Below are 18,851 nucleotides of genomic sequence, written 5' to 3'. Positions count from 1 at the left end.
CGCGTAGCTGACGCACTGCGGGCCCGCTCCACCTCGGTGGGGCGGGCCCGTTGGCGTTCCGGCCCCGGCGGGCCGTTGTTCTGCCGGTGAGAATAACCTGTGGCGCCGGGTGCGGGGTGTCCCGTACGGTCGCGGGCATGAGCAGCAGACTGCACGACGTGGCGGTGGTGAACGAGGTGATCGCCGAGCGGGGGAGCTACCGGGCGGCCGGGGGCGAGCTCGTGGAGGTGGCCGACCGGCTGGCGGTGGCCAGGGCGGGGACGGTGTCGTACGCCCCGGCGGAGCTGGACGCGCTGGTGCGGGCCGGTGCCCCCGGGCCCGGTCCGGCGGCCGGTGAGGGGGCGGTCGAGGTGACGGCCGAGGGCAGCATGGAGGCCGCCCGGCGGCTGGTCGGAGCCGGGGCCGGCCCGGTGGGGGTGCTCAACTTCGCCTCCGCGCGGAACCCGGGCGGCGGCTATCTGCGCGGCGCCCGCGCCCAGGAGGAGGACCTCTGCCGCAGCGCCCTGCTGTACTCCTGCCTGCTGGAGGCGCCGGACTACTACGAGGCGCACCGGGCCTCCACCGACCTGCGGTACAGCCACCGGGTGATCGTCTCACCCGGCGTGCCGGTGATCCGGGACGGGCGGGGCGAGCTGCTGGCGCGGCCGTACCCGGTCACGTTCCTGACCTCGCCCGCGCCCAACGCCGGTCAGCTGGAACGGCGTTCGGCGGGGGTGGACGTCCGGGGCGTGCTCGCCGAGCGGGCGGAGCGGGTGCTCGCGGTGGCCGCCCGGCACGGGATACGCGCGCTGGTGCTGGGGGCGTGGGGCTGCGGGGTGTTCCGCAACGACCCGGCACAGGTGGCGGAGGCCTTCGAGGGCGCGCTGGCGCGGTACGGCGCGGCCTTCGAGCGGGTGGTGTTCGCGGTCTGGGACCGCACGCCCGTCTCGGCGAACCGGGCCGCTTTCGAGGCCCGGTTCGGCGCGGCCGGGTCCTGAGGGCAGCCGGTTCCCCCACGGCCTGTGCCGTCCCCGTACGGTCAGCGCTTGCGCGTGATCAGGGCGGTCGCGACGGTGGAGGCGGCGGCGACGACCCCGGTGACGGCGAAGACGGACGGCCAGGCGCCGATCTTCTTCGCCAGCGGGTGCGAGCCGCCGAACGCCGCCACATACAGCCCGGTCAGCGCGGCCGCGGTGGCCGGGCCCGAGCGGTGGTGCCACTGCGCGGCGGCTCCGGCACCGGCCACCGCCAGCACCGCGCCGCCCAGTTCACGCCGGCCGCTCCAGCGGGCGACGCCGTAACCGCCCACCAGACCGCTCGCCGCGGTGAGCGCGGCCGGCGCCGCGGCCGAGAGCACGTTCGGGACCTTCGCCATCCTCGACTCCACTCCTCAGATCCACCGGGCCGTCCGCACACCTGCCGACCGGCCCACTCCTCCCGACCATAACCCGACATCTCCCGACCGTCGGACGGGCCCCGGCCCCCGGGCGACAAGGCCTAGCGGAACGCCCGCTCGAACGACCGGGCCTCGGCCGCCCCCGCCAGCCGGGCCCCGGCCTCGGCCGGTGTCAGCACCCGTTCCAGCCGCAGATCACCGGGGACCTGCTGGATGAACCGCCCGGCCGACCAGCTGCGCTCGTACGGCTGCGGGTCCAGCACCAGGGTGCGGACGCCGTCGACCACCGGGATGTCGTCGGGCGTGCCCTCGTTCCAGATCCAGGACCCGTCCGGCGCGACCAGGTTGAACGAGCCGAACGCGGTGAGCCGGCGCCCGTCCGGCACCTCGGTGCGGCAGAGCGCGACGACCTCCGGGTCCGGGCGGGTGCCCGGCAGGTGGCCGCCGCCGATCAGCACGTCCGCGAGCAGCGTGTGCAACTGGAAGTTGTCGCTCAGCCCGTCCATCCGCAGCAGGTACCCGGTGCCGGTGGGCCGGTCCAGCACCAGCAGCGGTTCGTCGTCGAGCGTCCTCGCCAGGTGGACCAGGCACTTGAGGTCGTGCCGGCCACCGCTGTACCGGTCGGCCAGTTCGACCAGGACGTCCGTCACCCCGGACGCCTGGGCCGAGGTGCGGACGGCGGCGTACGAGTACACCGCGAACGAGGCCATCTGCCAGAGGTGCAGCGTCCACCAGCCGATGACGGCCCGCTGGGCGTGCCACTCGTCCAGGCGGTCCGGGTCCTCGATCCGTCCGAGGGCTTCGGCCGGGTTGTCCCGGTCCGGGTCGGGCAGCTCGCCGCCGTCCGTCTCCTGCCAGCGCTCCACCAGCAACTGCGCGGCGCCGAGCGCTTCGCGCAGCCCGGCCAGCACGTGATCGGCGCAGGCCACCGGGTCGGCGCCGCGCTCCACGCACGCGCCCACCATCATCGCCAGCCGCGACCGGGGGAACGGCGGAGTGTCCGGCAGCAGGGTGGCCAGCCGCGGACCGACCGCCGCCGACTCGCGGGGCCCGGCAGGCCCCAGCAGGCCGCCCACCAGCCGGAGCACGTCGCCGAAGCGCTCGTCGTCGGCGGCTTCGACCGCCGCCGCCAGATCGGCCACCGCCTCGTCGAGGGTCGGCTGCTGACGGCCCGACGGGTCGGCGGACCCGCCGTGCGAGGGATTTCGGTCGGACACCATTCGCCGCAGCATAGGCGCCCCGTCGGACACCCGGCAGCGGGGGCTCTGTCGGACCCTGGTGGGACACTCCCACCGTGACTGACCATGTGATCGCGGACGGCCTGTACCGGGTGCGCAACGTCGGCAGCGGTCTGCTGCTGGAGGTCGCCGACGGCAGCCGCCGCAGCGGCGCCAAGGTCCAGCAGGGCGAGGACAGCGGCTCCGACGCCCAGCTCTGGCGCCTCACCGCCGTCCATCCCGGCGGTGCCCTCCACCACTTCGAGAACGTCGCCAGTGGCAAGCGACTCGACGTCACCGGCGCCTCCCCCGACAACGGCACGCTCATCCAGCAGTGGTCGGCCAACGCCTTCGGCGCCCAGGAATGGCTCCTCGAACACTACCTCGACGCCCCCGGCACCTACACCCTCACCAGCTTCATCAGCGGCAAGCCCCTCACCGTCCGCGACGCCGCCACCACCGCCGGCGCCCCGGTCCACCAGTGGGAGGACACCGACTCGCCCTCCCAGTGGTGGCTGCTCGAACGCCAGGGGTAGCGCGGGGAGGGCCTCAGACCCTCACCCCTCACCCCTCAGGCCGAGAGCCTCAGGCCGAGAGGTTGGCGCGCAGGGCGGCGAGGTCGTCCTCGGTGGCGCCGTGGGCGCGGAGGTAGTCCGGGACGGAACCGTGCCGGTCCCGGATCCAGGCGAGGGACGAGGCGAGGAGGGGAGCGGAGATGGGGCGGGAGACGCGTTCGGTACCGGTCTCGTCGAGATAGGGGGTGGGGCCGTCGAGGAGGCCGAGGCCGGCGTTGGAGAGCAGGAAGTCGGCGGTGATGTCGGCGTCGGAGGCCCCGAGGAGGGACTGCAGGACGGCGATGGTCAGGCCGGTACGGTCCTTGCCGACGGCGCAGTGGACGACCGCCGACAGGGTACCGGGGTCGCCGAGCCGGCGGACGATGGCGACCAGCGAGGGGCCGGCGGTCCCGGCCATGAAGGGGTAGAGCTCCTCCTGGTCCTCGGGCCAGGGACGGTCGACGTCCTCGCGGTTGGCGGGCAGGGTCGGGACGTGCAGGGTCTCGTGTTCGAGGCCGTGGTACAGGTCGGGCCAGACGTCGAGCTCGACGGGGCTGCGCAGGTCGATCACGGTGCGCAGGCCGAGGGCCTTGAGACGCTGAGCGCCCTCCGGGGTGAGGGTGTGGAAGGACCCGGAGCGGTAGAGCACGCCCCGGCGCAGGGCGCCGACACCGCCGGCGTCGCGGAAGTTGCGTACGCCGGGGATGTCGAGGAAGGCGGACGGCAGGTCGGTGGCACGGTCCGGCAGGTCGTCGGTCATGGCGTCCACCGTACGGGCGCGGGGTGGGCGGGGGAAGGTCGTTCGGGGAGCCGGACCGACGGCGGGGGCGACGGCAGGGGTGGGATCAGCGCCCGCCGGCGATGTCCAGGAAGGCGCCGGTGGTGTACGAGGAGGCGGGCGAGAGCAGGAAGAGGATCGCCTCGGCGACCTCCTCCGGCTGTCCGCCGCGCCGCATCGGCAGGTTCGGGGCGACCCGGTCGACCCGGCCGGGCTCGCCGCCGAGCGCGTGGATGCCGGTGTGGATCAGGCCGGGGCGGACGGCGTTGACCCGGATGCCCTCGGCGGCGACCTCCAGAGCCAGCCCGCGGGTCATCGAGTCGACGGCGCCCTTGGCGGCCGCGTAGTCCACGTACTCGTTGGGCGAGCCGAGCCGGGAGGCGGCCGAGGAGACGTTGACGATGGCGCCGCCCTGCCCGCCGTGCCGGGTCGACATCCGGCGGACGGCCTGCGCCGCGCAGAGGAACGGGCCGGTGATGTTGGCGGCCCAGATCCGGTTGAGCCGGTCCTCGTCCACCTCCTCCAGCCGGCACTGCTTCTCCAGCGTGCCGGCGTTGTTCACCAGAGCGGTGAGCGGGCCCAGTTCGGCGTCCACGGTGGCGAACAGCCGCTCCACCTCGGCGGTACGGGTGACATCGGCCCGTACGGCGACGGCCGTGCCGCCCTCGGCCCGGACGGCCGAGACGACGGCGGCGGCGGAGGCCTCGTCGGTGCGGTAGTTGACGCAGACCCCGTAGCCGCGCCGCCCGGCCAGCAGGGCGGTGGCGGCGCCGATGCCGCGTCCGGCACCGGTGATGAGAACGACCTCGGGGCGGTCGGAGCCAGGAGTGGAGTCCATGGCCGCAACGGTACCCAGAGCGTCGCGGTCGATCCACGGTCCGGCCCGCCGCCCGGAATTCGTTCGCGCGGCGCGGCCCGCTCCGGGCAGACTCCACGGAACGACCCCCGGGGCCGGCGGCCAGGGCCGTCCGCCCCGGTGGACAGCAGCCCAGCCCCGCCCCGACGAGAGAGGAGAGCCCCGTGGTACCCGCACCCGGCACCGCCCTGCTCGTCGGCGTCGTCGGCTCGACCGCGTACGGCTTCGCCCAGGCCGGCTCCGACATCGACCGGCTCGGCCTGTTCGCCGCCCCGACCGAGGACTTCCACGGCCTGCACCGTCCGGCCGAGTCCCAGGTCACCACCGGCCCCGACGTCACCCTGCACGAGGCGGCCAAGTGGTGCCGCCTGGCGCTCACCTGCAACCCGACCGCCTCCGAACTCGTCTGGCTGCCGGACGACCTGTACGAGGTGCGCGGCCCGCTCGGCGAGGAACTGATCGCGATACGCCGTTCCTTCCTGAGCGCCAAGGCCGTGCGGACGTCCTATCTCGGCTACGCCGACCAGCAGTTCCGCAAGCTGCTGACCCGCGACACCACCGACCCGGTGACCCGCCGCCGGGCCGCCAAGCACGCCCGGCACCTGGTCCGGCTGGTCGAACAGGGCGTCCGGCTCTACGAGACGGCCGAGAACGTCGTCCGCCTCCCCGACCCGGACCGGGTCCGCGACCTCGGTGAGCGCATCGCGGACCACCCCGCCACGGCCGAGGCCCTGCTCGCCTCGGCCGCCGAACGCCTCGCCCGCCCCGGCGTCCTCCCGCCGGCCCCCGACCCCCGCCCCGCCGAGGCCTGGCTCCGCCGCGTCCGTGCCGCCCACTACACCCCGCCCACCACCTGACCCCGCCCGCTCCGCCCACCACCCCCCGGCGCGCCCGCACAATCCACTGGCGGAGCCCTGGGTCCCACCGGGTAGGATCACCGTGGCCCGCCCCACACGGGGCCGGGCCACGGGCCGCTAGCTCAATTGGCAGAGCTGCGGACTTTTAATCCGTAGGTTCAGGGTTCGAGCCCCTGGCGGCCCACCACTGTCAAGGCCAGGTCGGACTGTTCCGACCTGGCCTTTTTCATGTTCTCCAGGCTGTCGGCGCTCCCCTTTCCGCCCCTGTAGGACGTCGTTCGGCGGGCTCCGTCTCCAGCGGGAGGTTCACGGACCGTCGCGGCACCCCTGCGTGGTACGTCGGCCGGACATGTCGCGCGGCGTCCTGTTCGAGGCGGGCGCCGGCGTCCGAGATCGGTCCGGGCGTCGGGTTCGGGCCCGCAGGTGGCTCGTGGGGGTGGAACATGTCAGGCTGGTCAACTGTCATGCAGGGGCGAGGGATGGGGGGTTGATGAGTGGATTGCGGTTCTCCGCGGCTGTTGGGATCGTGTGCGCGGCGGTCGTCTGCGCAGGCTGCACCTCGGAGCCGGCGGCGAAGCCGGCCGACGGCGCGCCGGCCGGAACGTCCGCCGCGACGGTCAGCGCCTCCGTCTCCAGCCCGTCGCCGGTGGCGCCCGCCACCCCGACGGTGGACCCGAATGTGGTGCCGGGGTCGGTTCTGAAGACCTATCTGCCGACCGGCGACACCCTGCCCGCGGGGTGGCAGCTGTCTCCCATCTTCACGGAGAGCGACAGCGGCCCGGCGCAGGTGCCGCCGTCCGCGGCTCCCAGCCCGACGCTGTTGCCCTCCTGCGAGCAACTGGCCTCCCACGGCACGGCGGCGGCGCTCGGCAGCCCGGCCGCGTACGCGTCCGAGGGGGTCGTCGGCCCGTCGGCCGGCGAGGTCGGGATCACGGTGAACTCCTACCACGCGGGTGACGCGGCGAGGGTCCTCAGCAGGCTGACGGTGCTCAAGGGCGTCTGCGGAAGCACCTATGAGATCGGTTCCTCCGGGGGATTCAATCCGGTGACGGTGACCGTCAGCGGGGTCGACGGCCTGGGGGCGGAGAGCGTCCTCGTCAAGGTCGACCGGAAGGCCTACGTCGGCAAGGAGTTCGTCGTGGCGCGGGTCGGTGACCGGGTGCTGTCCGTGAGCTCCGACAACAAGTACGGGGCCTTCCCCGATGTGGTGGCGCTGGCGAAGGCCATCGTCCCGCAGGTCAAGTGAGACCGGAGGCGGCCGCGGCCCCCGCCCCGAGGCGGACCGCGATTTCGGTGAAGTCCGTTGATCCGAAGCCGGTTCGGCCGGGTGGGCGGCCCCTTCCGGGGTGCGATTCGTTGCCCTGAAAGGTCCTTGCGGCGGGCGCCGGGGGCGGTGGCGGTGGTGTGGCGGAGGGGGTGGGAGGCCGTCGGAGGGGCTTCCGCGCAAGGCCCGAGATCAATATGACCGGCCTTGTATGCTCCCGAAGGGTCTCCTGTGACGGCAGGGGCTCGGGAGGGGTTCCGGAAGCGGTCGCGTGGGGCGTTCATCGGTCATTGCGACCTTCGGATGTGCAACCCGGGGGCGGTTTCGACCGTCTTTCTGTGTGCAGCGCGCCCGGACCGGGTGGGTGCCGCGTCCGCCGGTGAAAGGTTCACGCATGTCAGGTCAGTGGGGCGAGGGCCCGGCTCGTGGTGAGAGCGCGCCCGGCGCGGCCACGGCCGAGGGGACCGGCGACGGGGTACCGCAGCCGCGTGGCGGCGGACGGGCCGAGGCCCGGCGGGCGGCCCAGGGCGGGGCGAGCTCCCCGGTGGCGGCGGGCGGTGGCCGGGCGGCGGCGCGCAACAGCCGGAAGCCCGGGAAGAACGTCAAGAAGATCGTCGCCTGGTCGGCGGCCGGCGTGCTGGTGCTGATAGCCGGCGCGGGCGGCGCGATCTACCTGAAGCTGAACGGCAACATCAAGTCCTTCGACGCGGACGCGATCGCCGCCGACCGCCCGCCGGAGGCGCAGGCCGACGCGGACGGCAACAAGCCGGTGAACGTGCTGCTGATCGGCTCGGACAGCCGGGGCAAGAACAACAGCGACCTCGGCGGCGGCGAGGACGGCGGCGCCCGCTCGGACACCACGATCCTGCTGCACGTCTACGCCGACCACAAGCACGCCGTCGGCATCTCCATCCCGCGCAACGCCATGGTCGTCATGCCTCCCTGCAAGCTGCCGAACGGCAAGTGGACCAAGGGGAGTCCGAGCGCGATGTTCAACGAGGCCTTCTCCACGGGCGGTTCGGACGACGGCAACCCGGCCTGCACCCAGAACACCGTGGAGAAGCTCACCGGCATCCGGGTCGACCACACCATCGTGGTGGACTTCCAGGGCTTCTCCGCGATGACCAAGGCCGTGGACGGGGTGGAGGTCTGTCTGCCGAAGCCGATCTACGAGGGCGACGTCAACCCGAATCTCGGCAGGAAGGGCAACGTCGTCCTCCCGCAGGGCAAGCAGAAGGTGGCGGGCCAGCAGGCGCTCGACTACGTCCGGCTGCGGCACGGCATCGGCGACGGCTCCGACATCGGCCGGATGAAGCGTCAGCAGGCCTTCCTCGGCTCGCTCGCCACCAAGATCAAGGGCGAGGGGCTCAGCCCCACCACGCTGCTCCCGCTCGCCGACGCCGCCACCAAGTCGCTGCTCGTCGACCCAGGGCTCCGCTCCGCGGACAAGCTGCTCTCCTTCGGTCTCTCGCTGAAGAACATCGACATGCACGACCTCAAGTTCGTGACCGTACCCTGGCGTTACCGCACCCAGGACAAGAACATCGACCTCGTCCAGGCCGACGCCGCCAAGCTCTGGGAGACCCTCAAGGCCGACCGGACCATCGACGGCCAGAACGCCACCGGCGAGCAGCCGGCCGCGCCCGGCACGTCGGCCGCGCCCGAGACCGCGCCCCCCTCGCCGTCCGCGGCGGCCGACGAGGGCAACACGGCCGTCAAGGTGGCCGTGTACAACGGGACCACCACCGCGGGCGCGGCGGGCAAGGCGGGCGAGATGCTGAAGGCGGCGAAGTTCACCGTCACCAAGATGGGCACCGCGGCCAGCACCAAGTACGCGACCACGATGATCGAGTACGGCTCCGGACAGAAGGCGGGCGCGGAGAAGGTCGCCGCGCTGTTCCCGGGCGCGACCGTCGAGGCCGGCACCTCGCCGGGCGTCACCGTGATCCTCGGGAAGGACTTCGCCGCCGCCAACGGCGGAGCGGCCGGCTCCGGCACCCCCGGCACCTCGGCGGGGCCGCCGGCGGCGCCGCAGCCGCTGCCGAGCAGCGTCACCGGCGACTCCCGCTCGGCGGACGACGACATCTGCGCCAACACCACCTACGGCAGCGGCGGGTAGCGGCCGCCGGGTGGCACCGGCCCCTGTCCGGCGCGCCCGGGGCGCGGGTGTCCCGGGGCCGTGCCATGGTGGCCGGGAAGGGGGGCCGTAGGCCCGAGAGGCGGACCCCATGGCCGAGATCGCCCTGCAACTCGACATCGCCGCGCCCCGCGCCGTCGTCCTGGCCGCGCTCAGCACCCACGACGGGCTGACCAGCTGGTGGACGACGGCGGTGGACCGCGACGGCGACGACGTCCTGCTCTTCGACTTCCCCGATGTGCCCGAGCCCTTCCGGCTGCGCCGCGAGCGGGCCGACCAGGACCGGGTGGTGTGGACGAACGTCGGCACCTTCCCGCCGCACTGGGCCGGCACCTGGATCAGCTGGGACCTCGCCGAGCAGCCCGGAGCGCCCGGCCGCACCCGGCTGCTGTTCCGCCACGGCGGCTGGCAGCCCGGCAGCGAGGAGGGCGTCCCGATGGTGGCCGGCACCTGGGCCGAACTGCTGGTCCGGCTCAAGGACTACGCGCAGAGCGGCAAGGCGCAGCCGTACTTCGTGAAGCGGCCGCCGCACGAGGAGGCCTCCGGGTGAAGGGCCCCGGGGCCCCGGGGGACGCGCCCGGCGGGAACCGGCGCCCCGGGGCGACCGGACCGGCACGGGCGGTGACCGTCCGCCGCGAGGCCCGCCCGGGGTCGCCCACCAGGGCGCCGTCCGGTGGCGGGATCGCGGTGACGCGGCGATCGTGGGCGATGTACCCGCCGTCCGTGGCGGACGGCCGTCGTCGGCGGGGGACCATCGCTCTGGAGGCCCAGCCATGCCCGTAGTCACCGCTCCGTACAAGCCCGGCACCCCGTGCTGGGTCGACCTGATGGCGAGCGACCAGCAGGCCGCGCTCGACTTCTACCGCGACCTGTTCGGCTGGCAGGGCCACGTCGGCCCGCCCGAGTTCGGCGGGTACTCCGTGTGCTCGCTGAACGGCAAGCCGGTCGCCGGGATCATGGCGGCGATGGCGCCCGAGGGCGAGCCCCTCCCGCCCGTCGCCTGGACCACCTACCTGGCCACGGACGACGCCGAAGCCACCAGCCGGGCCATCGCCGACAACGGCGGCACGATCCTCTACCCGGTGATGGACGTCGGCTCCGTCGGCCGGATGCTGGTCGCCGCCGATCCGACCGGCGCGGTGTTCGGCGTCTGGCAGAAGGTGGACTTCGCCGGGGCGGGGATCGTCAACGAGCCCGGCGCACTGGTCTGGAACGAGCTCAACACCACCGACACCGAGGCCGCCGGGCGGTTCTACCACCAGGCGGTGGGCCTGCGCCCGGCGACCATCCAGGGCATGGACGGCTACTTCTCGCTCAACGTCGGCGACCGCACCGTGGGCGGCATGCAGAAGACCGCCGGGTACCTGGCGCCCGGCACGCCCCCGCACTGGATGACCTACTTCTCGGTGGACGACACCGACTCCACCGTGGACGCCCTGGTCAAGGCGGGCGGTTCGGTGATCCAGCCGCCGTTCGACATGCAGTCCGGCCGGATGGCGGTCGTCCAGGACCCGCAGGGCGCCGTGTTCGCGCTGATCGCCTCGCCCGACTCCCCGTGAGGGGCTGAGCAAGCGGAAGCCGCCCGTCCCGCGACGCGCCGCCGGGAAATGGGCGGCTTCCCCGTGTTCGCGGGTAAGACTGCACCCATGCTGGGGCTACCGGACGACATCCGCGCTTTCCTCTTCGACCTCGACGGGGTGCTCACCCAGACCGCCAAGGTGCACGCCGCGGCCTGGAAGGACACCTTCGACGCCTTCCTGCGCGCCGAAGCGGCCCGCACCGGTGGGCAGTTCGTTCCCTTCGACGCCGTCACCGACTACGACACCCACGTGGACGGCCGTCCACGCCTGGACGGCACCAGGGCGTTCCTGCACAGCCGGGGCATCGACCTGCCCGAGGGCACCGACGCCGATCCGCCCGGCGCCCGCACCGTGCACGGGATCAGCGCCGCCAAGAACGACACCGTGCTGCGCATGATCCGCGAGCAGGGCGTCCAGCCGTACGACGGCTCGGTCGCGTACGTGCGCCGGCTGCGCGCGCTCGGGCTGCCCAGCGCCGTGGTCTCGTCCAGCGCCAACTGCCGGGACGTGCTGCGGGCCGCCGGGATCGAGGAGCTGTTCGACGTGATCGTGGACGGCATCGTCGCCCGCCGCGAGGGCCTGCCCGGCAAGCCCGCGCCCGACACCTACCTGGCCGCGGCGAGGTCGCTGGGCGTCGCGCCGGCGCACGCCGCCGTCTTCGAGGACGCCCTCGCCGGGGTCGCCTCGGGCCGGGCCGGCGGCTTCGGCGCGGTGGTCGGTGTGGACCGCACCGGCCAGGCCGCCGAACTGCGCCGCAACGGCGCCACCGTGGTCGTCACCGACCTCGCCGAGCTGATCCCGGAGGAGGCGGCATGAACGGCCAGGACATCTTCGTCGTCGACCCCTGGCAGATCGCCGAGCACGGCCTGGACCTGGCCTCGATGGCCCGCGCCGAGTCCGTCTTCGCGCTCTCCAACGGGCATATCGGCCTGCGTGCCAACCTGGACGAGGGCGAGCCGCACGGTCTGCCCGGTACCTATCTGAACGGCGTCTTCGAGCTGCGCCCGCTGCCGTACGGCGAGGGCGGCTACGGCTACCCGGAGTCCAGCCAGAGCGTCATCAACGTGACCAACGGCAAGATCATCCGACTGCTGGTGGACGACGAGCCCTTCGACCTCCGCTACGGCGAACTGCTCAGCCACCGGCGGTGGTTGAACTTCCGCGAGGGCCTGCTGCGGCGCGAGGCGGAGTGGACCTCCCCGGCCGGGCGGACCATCAGGGTGCACTCGACCCGGCTGGTCTCGCTCACCCAGCGGGCCGTCGCCGCCGTGGAGTACACCGTCGAGGCGGTGGACGGGCCGGTGCGGATCGTCCTGCAGTCGGAGCTGGTCGCCAACGAGCAGCTGCCCGGCGGCGTCGACGGCGACCCCCGGGCGGCCGCCGTGCTGGAGGCTCCGCTGCTGGCCGAGGTGCACCATGCGAGCGGCACCAAGGCCGTCCTGGTGCACCGCACCCGCTACAGCGGCATCCGGGTCGCGGCCGGCATGGACCACATCATCGAAGGCCCGGAGCGGATGAACACCGTCGCCGAGAGCGAGGCGGACCACGGCCGGATCAGCGTCACCACCGTGCTCGAACCGGGCCAGCGGCTGCGGCTGGTGAAGTTCATGGCGTACGGCTGGTCGGCGACCCGCTCGCTGCCCGCCGTGCGGGACCAGGTCGAGGCCGCGCTGACCGCCGCCCGGTACACCGGCTGGGAGGGTCTGGTGGACGAACAGGCCGAGTTCCTGCGGGAGTTCTGGGACACCAGCGACATCGAGATCGAGGGTGACGTCGAACTCCAGCAGGCCGTCCGGTTCGCCGTGTTCCATGTGCTCCAGGCGGGCGCGCGCAGCGAGGAACGGGCCATCCCCGCCAAGGGGTTGACCGGTCCCGGCTACGACGGGCACAGCTTCTGGGACACCGAGACCTTCGTCCTTCCGGTGCTCACCTACAGCCTGCCGAGCGCCGTCAACCAGGCGTTGCGCTGGCGGCACAGCACGCTCCCGATGGCCCGTGAGCGCGCGGCCCAACTCGGCCTCTCCGGCGCGGTGTTCCCGTGGCGGACGATCCGCGGCGAGGAGTGCTCCGGCTACTGGCCGGCCGGCACGGCGGCGTTCCACATCGGCGCGGACATCGCGGTCGCCGTCGCCCGGTACGTACGGGCCACCGGGGACGTCGAGTTCGAGCGCGAGTACGGGCTCGAACTGCTGGTCGAGACGGCCCGGATGTGGCGCTCGCTCGGCCACCACGACGCCGCCGGCAAGTTCCGCATCGAGGGCGTCACCGGCCCGGACGAGTACAGCGCCGTCGCCGACAACAACATCTTCACCAACCTGATGGCGCAGACCAACCTGCGGGTCGCGGCCGAGGCCGCCGGCCGGCACCCGCGCGAGGCCGCCGCGCTCGGCGTGGACACCGAGGAGACCGCCGCCTGGCGGGACGCCGCCGCCGCGATGTACATCCCGTACGACACCAACCTCGGCGTCCACCCGCAGGCCGACGGCTTCACCGACCACCAGCTCTGGGACTTCGACGGCACCCCACCGGAGAACTACCCGCTGCTGCTGCACTATCCGTACTTCGACCTGTACCGGAAACAGGTGGTGAAGCAGGCCGACCTGGTGCTCGCCATGCAGGTCCGCGGCGACGCCTTCACCGACGAGCAGAAGGCCCGCAACTTCGCCTACTACGAGCGGCTGACCGTCCGCGACTCCTCGCTCTCCGCCGGCACCCAGGCGGTGATCGCCGCCGAGGTCGGGCAAATCGACCTCGCGTACGACTACACCGCCGAGGCCGCCCTGATGGACCTCCACGACCTCGGCGGCAACACCCGCGACGGCCTGCACATGGCCTCGCTCGCCGGGGCCTGCATCGCGCTGGTCGCCGGGTTCGGCGGGCTGCGGGACCACAGCGAGGCGCTCTCCTTCCGGCCCCGGCTGCCGGCCGGTCTGATGCGGCTCAGCTTCTCGCTGATGGTCCGCGGCCAGTTGCTCGGGGTGCGGATCACCCACGAGGGGACGACGTACACGCTGCGCCGGGGCGAGCTGATCCACCTGCGGCACGACGGTGAGGCGGTGCAGGTCAAGGCGGGTACGCCGGTCACCGTCCCGATCACCGTGCCGCCGGGGCAGGAGCGCTGCGTCCAGCCGCCGGGCCGCGAACCCGCCCGGCGGCAGCCGCAGGCCGGCGTGGCGGCGGGCAAGCTCGGCCCGGGACCGGACCACCTCGCGGCGGAGTAGCGGCGGAGCGGTAACGGCCGCCGAGCGGTGGGGAGGCGGGGAGGAGCGGCGGCTCGTGCTCACCCGTTCGGGCCCGCCCCGGGTGCGGGGCGGGCCCGGACCGCCGAGGGTGCTGGTGTCCCGTGGCAACCGGTGGCCGGTGAAGGAGAACCCCCGTGGTGAGTGTGGCCGAGCAGATGGTGGAGGTGCTCCGGCAGGCCGGGGTGGAGCGGGTCTACGGGGTGGTCGGCGACAGCCTCAACCCGGTGGTGGACGCCATCCGCCGGGCCGAGGGCATCAGCTGGACCCACGTACGCAACGAGGAGGCCGGCGCCTTCGCGGCGGCCGCCGAGGCCGAGCTCAGCGGCCGGCTCGCGGTCTGCGCCGGCTCCTGCGGTCCCGGGAACACCCACCTGATCCAGGGCCTCTACGACGCCCAGCGCAGCGGTCTGCCGGTCCTGGCGCTCGCCTCGCACATCCCGTCCGGCCAGATCGGCACCGGGTTCTTCCAGGAGACCCACCCCGAGCGGGTGTTCACCGACTGCAGCAGCTGGTGCGAGATGGTCTCCACGCCCGCCCAGCTGCCCCGGCTGCTGCGGGTGGCGATCCAGCACGCGCTGGGCGCCCACGGCGTCTCGGTGCTGGTCTTTCCCGGGGACGTCGCGGCGCTGCCCGCCGCCGGACCGACCGGCACCAGCCACTTCCTCACCGAGCAGGCGGTCGCCGCGCCGCCCTGGTCCCAGGTGCAGGCCCTCGCCCGCGCGCTCAACTCGGCCCGCAAGGTCGCCCTGTTCTGCGGCGCGGGCGTGCGCGGGGCGCACAGCGAGGTGATGGAGCTCGCGGCCGCGCTGCACGCACCGGTCGGGCACTCCCTGCGCGGCAAGGAGTGGATCCAGTTCGACAACCCGTACGACGTCGGCATGAGCGGCCTGCTCGGCTACGGCTCCTGCCACGACGCGCTGCACTCCGCCGACCTGGTGCTGCTGCTCGGCACCGACTTCCCGTACGACTCCTTCCTCCCGCAGGCCCGCACCGTCCAGGTGGACCACGACGCCACCCGGCTGGGCCGCCGCACCCCGCTCGAACTCGCCGTCCACGGGGACGTCTCGGCCACCCTGCGGGCCGTCCTGCCGCTGCTGGAGCCCAAGGACGACCGGAGCTTCCTGGACGAGCTGCTGCGCAAGCACTGCCGCGCCCTGGAGGACGTGGTCGGTGCCTACACCCGGGACATCGAGAAGCACCTGCCCATCCACCCCGAGTACGTGGCCTCGGTGCTGGACGAGGTGGCCGCCGACGACGCGGTGTTCACCGTGGACACCGGGATGAACAACGTCTGGGCCGCCCGCTACCTCCAGCCCAACGGGCGCCGCCGGGTGATCGGCTCGTTCCTGCACGGTTCGATGGCCAACGCGCTGCCGCACGCGATCGGCGCCCAGCTCGCCTGCCCGGGGCGGCAGGTGATCTCGATGTCCGGCGACGGCGGCCTCTCCATGCTGCTCGGCGAGCTGCTCACGGTGGTCAAGCACCGGCTGCCGGTGAAGACCGTGGTCTTCAACAACGGCGCACTCGGCATGATCAAGCTGGAGATGCTGGTCTCCGGCTACCCAGAGTCGGAGATCGACAACGGCGATGTGGACTACGCCGGGATCGCCCGGGCGATCGGCATCCCGGCGAAGCGGGTCACCGACCCGGCGCGGGTCCGGGAGGTGCTGACGGAGGCGCTGGAGCGCCCGGGGCCGGCCCTGGTGGACGTGGTCACCGACCCGAACGCGCTGTCCATCCCGCCGGCGATCACCGCCGCCCAGCTGAAGGGGTTCGCGCTGGCGGCCGGCCGGACGGTGCTCTCCGGCGGGGTCGGGCGCATGATCGATCTGGCCCGCAGCAACCTGCGCAACATTCCGCGGCCGTAGCGCCCGAGGATCTTTCCCGGCCGTTCCGGGGTACCCGGGCCACCGGGGCGGCTCTCGGGGAGATTTGCCTCTGAGGCAAGTTTCTTGCCCCTGCGGCACGGCGGGTGTCCACTGGTCACATGACCACCAGCCCGACCGGCCACTCCACCCCTGGCGAGCAGCTCGACGACCAGGAGGTGGCCGGCCTTGCCGCCAGGCTGCGGGAGCACCGGCTCAGCAGCCGCCTCACGCTGGAGGTCGCCGCCGGCCGGATCGGTCTCTCACCAGCCTATCTGTCCCGACTGGAGACCGGCAGGCGGCAGCCCTCGCTGCCCGTCCTGCTCGGTCTCGCCCGGGCCTACGGAACCTCCGTCTCCGGACTTCTCGGCGAGGCCATGGTCGAGCCGGACCCGGTGGTGCGCGGCGGCGTGATCGAACCCGGCCGCGCGGGCGGCTGGGGCTACCGCCGGGCCGGCGCGCCCGGCCGGGCGATGCAGGCGCTGCGGGTCCATGTCCCCCCGGGCGTCCAGGACACCGTCGTCCGGGTGCACCCCGGCGAGGAGTGGCTGTACGTCCTTCAGGGCCGGCTGAAGCTGACCCTCGGCGACCGCGTCCACCTGCTCGCGGAGGGCGACTCCGCGCACTTCGACTCGCTCACCCCGCACTGCATCGCCGCCGACTCGGCGGACGGGGTGGAGCTGCTTTTCGTGCACACCCTGCTGCAGAGCCCCGGCGGCGAACTCTGCCTCGGCGGCGGCCCTGTAGCACCGCACTGACCCACCGTCAGAAATCTTGGAGGAGATCTCCCATGGCTGATCCCACCACCACCGCAGCCACCGCAGCGGCCACCGCGGCCGTCGCCGATCCCGCCGCGCCGGTCGTCCCGGCCGTCGCGCCGAAGACCGTCGACGCCGGCAAGTGGGCCAACCGCCGCGTCGGCATCCGGGTGCTGATCTACATGGTCGCCACCCACGCCTTCGCGGGCTTCATCATGCTGCTGTTCGAGCTGGGCAACCGGAACAAGTAGCCGCGCCCTCAACCGGAGACGATGCGCCACCCCAGATGGCGTCCGCCGCCCCGGACCTGCGTCAGCCGGTACCAGAGGCGCAGCGAGGCATCGAGGTCGTCGTACTGGTCCGGCCCGACGTACGCCGGGCGCAGGCCGACCGCCGTGATCAGCCGCTCGACGGCCGAGCGGTCGGCCTCGGACGAGGAGAACAGCAGGTCGGCGGGCACGCCGTCGAACAGCGGGCGGTCGAACAGCTCCACCCCGACATTGCTGAACGCCCGCGCGTAGCGGGCGCCGGGGGCCAGCCGGGCCACGGTGTCCGCGCTGTGCAGCACGCCGCCCTCGCCGATCCGGTTGGTGGCGTCGACGACCAGGGCCCCCGCGAGCGCGCCGCCGTGCTCGGTGAGCAGCTCCTCGACGGCCGTGCCCATCACGGCCAGCACCACGGTGCCGGCGCCCGCGAGCGCCTCGGCGATACCGACCGCCCGCACCGGCCCGTCGGGTACGGCGGCCGGGTCGCGCGCGCCGAGGACGACGCCCAGCCCGGCGGCGTGGAACGCCCGGGCGAGGCTGCTGCCGACGCTGCCCGCGCCGATGACGGCGACACCGGTCATGAAGGCCCCCTCCACTGAAGACTCCTGACGTTCGGAAACCCCGATGCCCGCCGTGGAATTCCTCAGGCCCGCCCGCCGGGGGCGGAGGTCCGCACCAGCTCGCAGAGTGCGTCCAGGGCCGCCGGGAACGCGTGCTCGGGCGGGGTCGCGTACCCGACCACCAGGGCGGGCGGGGCGTCCGGGGCCGCCGCCGGGTCGGCCAGGCACCAGGTGAGGCCGGTGAGGGCCAGCCCGGCGGCCTCGGCGCGGGCCAGCAGCTCCGTCTCCGGGACGGACCCGGGCGGCAGCCGCAGGACGGCGTGCAGCCCGGCGGCGATGCCGGTCACCCGGACGTGCGGGGCGCGTTCGGCGAGCACCGCGACCAGCCGGTCCCGGCGGCGCCGGTAGTGCAGCCGGCAGCGGCGGATGTGGCGGTCGTACGTCCCGGAGGTGATCAGCTCGGCGAGGGTGAGCTGGTCCAGCACCGGGGACATGCCGTCCGCCAGCCGCTTCTGCCGGGCCACCGGCTCGACCAGCGCGTCCGGCAGTGCCAGCCAGGCCAGTCGCAGGCCGGGGGCGAGGCTCTTGGCCGCGGTGCCCGCGTACACCACCCGCTCGGGGTCGAGCGCCTGCATCGCGCCGAGCGGCTGCCGGTCGAAGCGGAACTCGCCGTCGTAGTCGTCCTCGATCACGTACCCGTCGTGCTCGCGGGCCCAGGCGACGGCCGCCGCCCGGCGCTCGGGGGCCAGCGGTACGCCGGTCGGGAACTGGTGGGCCGGGGTGAGCAGGACGGCGCTCCACCGGGGGCCCAGCAGGTCGGTCCGGGCGCCCGACTCGTCCAGCGGCAGCGGCGCCGCGGCCAGCCCGGCGGCCCGCAGGACGGCGAGCTGCGGCGGCAGCCCGTACGCCTCGACACCCATCGTGCGGGCGCCGCGCTCGCGCAGGGCGGCGCAGAGCAGGCCGAGGCCCTGGGTGAAGCCGGCGCAGATCAACAGGTGGTCGGGGTCGGTGCGGACCCCACGGACCCGGGCGAGGTAGTCGGCCAGCGCCTCCCGCAGCTCGATCCGGCCGAGCGGGCTGCCGTATCCGAACGCCTCGTGCGGTGCGGTGGCGAGCGCCCGCCGGGTGGCCGTCAGCCAGGCGCCGCGCGGGAAGAGCGAGACGTCCGGCCGCCCGGGCAGCAGGTCGTGCCGGGCGGGGCGGCGGTCCTGCCGGGCGCCCGCCGTCCGGTGGCCGGGGCGCGGGGCGGCCCGCTCGGCCACCGTGGTGCCCGAGCCCTGCCGCGAGGTGAGCCACCCCTCGGCGCTGAGCTGCCCGTACGCCTCGACCACGGTGTTCCGGGCGATCCCCAGGTCCTCGCCGAGCGCCCGCGAGGACGGCAGCCGCGTCCCGGGCGCCAGCCGTCCGTCCTGCACGGCCTCCCGCAGCGCCTCCTCCAGCGCCGCCCGCAGGCCGGCTCCGGCGGCCCGCCGCTCGGTGAGGTCGAGGTGCAGATCGCCGCCGAAGGCGGTCCAGGAGGTGGTCATGGGGGCCGTTCCGTGC

18 protein-coding genes and 1 tRNA gene are annotated in these 18,851 nt (G+C 73.9%); 13 read left to right on the top strand and 6 right to left on the bottom strand.

What is annotated here, in order from left to right:
* The first annotated feature begins 137 nt into the window (after positions 1 to 137).
* Entirely contained in the window at positions 138 to 977 is an 840-nt protein-coding gene (locus tag ACIO5D_RS22055) for a TIGR02452 family protein (protein WP_400797161.1), read from the top strand.
* 41 nt (positions 978 to 1,018) lie between these two features.
* On the opposite strand, the gene ACIO5D_RS22050 is transcribed toward ACIO5D_RS22055, so the two are convergent.
* Together ACIO5D_RS22050 and ACIO5D_RS22045 are read right to left on the bottom strand one after the other, a co-directional pair.
* A complete protein-coding gene (locus ACIO5D_RS22050) occupies positions 1,019 to 1,354 on the bottom strand; it encodes a hypothetical protein (RefSeq protein ID WP_400657240.1) in 336 nt (111 codons plus the stop codon).
* Positions 1,355 to 1,476: 122 nt separating this feature from the next.
* A complete protein-coding gene (locus ACIO5D_RS22045; RefSeq protein ID WP_400797158.1) occupies positions 1,477 to 2,595 on the bottom strand; it encodes a hypothetical protein in 1,119 nt (372 codons plus the stop codon).
* 74 nt (positions 2,596 to 2,669) lie between these two features.
* On the opposite strand from ACIO5D_RS22045, the gene ACIO5D_RS22040 reads away from it, so the two are divergent.
* Entirely contained in the window at positions 2,670 to 3,128 is a 459-nt protein-coding gene (locus tag ACIO5D_RS22040; RefSeq protein ID WP_400797155.1) for an RICIN domain-containing protein, read from the top strand.
* A gap of 49 nt (positions 3,129 to 3,177) precedes the next feature.
* Here ACIO5D_RS22040 and ACIO5D_RS22035 read toward each other — a convergent pair whose 3' ends face one another.
* On the bottom strand, positions 3,178 to 3,906 hold the full coding sequence (locus tag ACIO5D_RS22035) for a tyrosine-protein phosphatase (protein WP_363611037.1): 729 nt from the start codon (positions 3,904 to 3,906) through the stop codon (positions 3,178 to 3,180).
* A gap of 85 nt (positions 3,907 to 3,991) precedes the next feature.
* A complete protein-coding gene (locus tag ACIO5D_RS22030) occupies positions 3,992 to 4,762 on the bottom strand; it encodes an SDR family oxidoreductase (RefSeq protein WP_400797154.1) in 771 nt (256 codons plus the stop codon).
* 182 nt (positions 4,763 to 4,944) lie between these two features.
* Between ACIO5D_RS22030 and ACIO5D_RS22025 the strand changes: the two genes are divergently transcribed.
* The 11 genes from ACIO5D_RS22025 to ACIO5D_RS21975 all read left to right on the top strand — a co-directional run bounded on the left by ACIO5D_RS22025 (position 4,945) and on the right by ACIO5D_RS21975 (position 16,734).
* Positions 4,945 to 5,637, top strand: a complete 693-nt coding sequence (locus tag ACIO5D_RS22025; RefSeq protein WP_400762973.1) for a DNA polymerase beta superfamily protein — start codon at positions 4,945 to 4,947, stop codon at positions 5,635 to 5,637.
* Between the two features lie 111 nt (positions 5,638 to 5,748).
* Positions 5,749 to 5,824 (top strand) — tRNA-Lys (locus ACIO5D_RS22020).
* Between the two features lie 303 nt (positions 5,825 to 6,127).
* A complete protein-coding gene (locus tag ACIO5D_RS22015) occupies positions 6,128 to 6,883 on the top strand; it encodes a hypothetical protein (protein ID WP_400797152.1) in 756 nt (251 codons plus the stop codon).
* 412 nt (positions 6,884 to 7,295) lie between these two features.
* Positions 7,296 to 9,020: an LCP family protein gene (locus ACIO5D_RS22010; protein ID WP_400762970.1), complete on the top strand. Its 1,725-nt coding sequence runs from the start codon at positions 7,296 to 7,298 to the stop codon at positions 9,018 to 9,020.
* A 109-nt stretch (positions 9,021 to 9,129) separates the two neighbouring features.
* The gene (locus ACIO5D_RS22005; RefSeq protein ID WP_363611027.1) at positions 9,130 to 9,588 is read left to right on the top strand and encodes an SRPBCC domain-containing protein; all 459 of its coding nucleotides are present in this window, start codon (positions 9,130 to 9,132) and stop codon (positions 9,586 to 9,588) included.
* Positions 9,589 to 9,811: 223 nt separating this feature from the next.
* The gene (locus ACIO5D_RS22000) at positions 9,812 to 10,597 is read left to right on the top strand and encodes a VOC family protein (RefSeq protein WP_363611025.1); all 786 of its coding nucleotides are present in this window, start codon (positions 9,812 to 9,814) and stop codon (positions 10,595 to 10,597) included.
* 87 nt (positions 10,598 to 10,684) lie between these two features.
* A complete protein-coding gene (locus ACIO5D_RS21995) occupies positions 10,685 to 11,434 on the top strand; it encodes an HAD family hydrolase (protein WP_400797149.1) in 750 nt (249 codons plus the stop codon).
* Positions 11,431 to 13,839 carry a glycoside hydrolase family 65 protein gene (locus ACIO5D_RS21990; RefSeq protein WP_400657194.1) on the top strand — a complete coding sequence of 803 codons (2,409 nt, stop codon included), beginning with the start codon at positions 11,431 to 11,433 and terminating at the stop codon, positions 13,837 to 13,839. The genes ACIO5D_RS21995 and ACIO5D_RS21990 overlap by 4 nt, the downstream gene beginning before the upstream one ends.
* Before the next feature lie 155 nt (positions 13,840 to 13,994).
* Positions 13,995 to 15,728, top strand: coding sequence for a pyruvate dehydrogenase (locus ACIO5D_RS21985; protein ID WP_400797146.1), 1,734 nt, complete (start codon positions 13,995 to 13,997; stop codon positions 15,726 to 15,728).
* A 119-nt stretch (positions 15,729 to 15,847) separates the two neighbouring features.
* On the top strand, positions 15,848 to 16,483 hold the full coding sequence (locus ACIO5D_RS21980) for an XRE family transcriptional regulator (RefSeq protein WP_363611017.1): 636 nt from the start codon (positions 15,848 to 15,850) through the stop codon (positions 16,481 to 16,483).
* 32 nt (positions 16,484 to 16,515) lie between these two features.
* Complete coding sequence (locus ACIO5D_RS21975) at positions 16,516 to 16,734, top strand: DUF6126 family protein (RefSeq protein ID WP_363611015.1); 219 nt, start codon at positions 16,516 to 16,518, stop codon at positions 16,732 to 16,734.
* Positions 16,735 to 16,742: 8 nt separating this feature from the next.
* Here the strand turns inward: ACIO5D_RS21975 and ACIO5D_RS21970 are convergent, their stop codons facing one another.
* Both ACIO5D_RS21970 and ACIO5D_RS21965 read right to left on the bottom strand, forming a co-directional pair.
* The gene (locus ACIO5D_RS21970) at positions 16,743 to 17,330 is read right to left on the bottom strand and encodes an NADPH-dependent F420 reductase (protein WP_400657172.1); all 588 of its coding nucleotides are present in this window, start codon (positions 17,328 to 17,330) and stop codon (positions 16,743 to 16,745) included.
* A 62-nt stretch (positions 17,331 to 17,392) separates the two neighbouring features.
* Entirely contained in the window at positions 17,393 to 18,835 is a 1,443-nt protein-coding gene (locus ACIO5D_RS21965) for a PLP-dependent aminotransferase family protein (protein WP_400797143.1), read from the bottom strand.
* Positions 18,836 to 18,851 lie beyond the last annotated feature (16 nt).

The sequence above is a fragment of the Kitasatospora sp. NPDC087315 genome, from assembly GCF_044744345.1.
GTDB lineage: Bacteria > Actinomycetota > Actinomycetes > Streptomycetales > Streptomycetaceae > Kitasatospora.
This window is presented reverse-complemented; position numbering and strand designations above follow the sequence as displayed.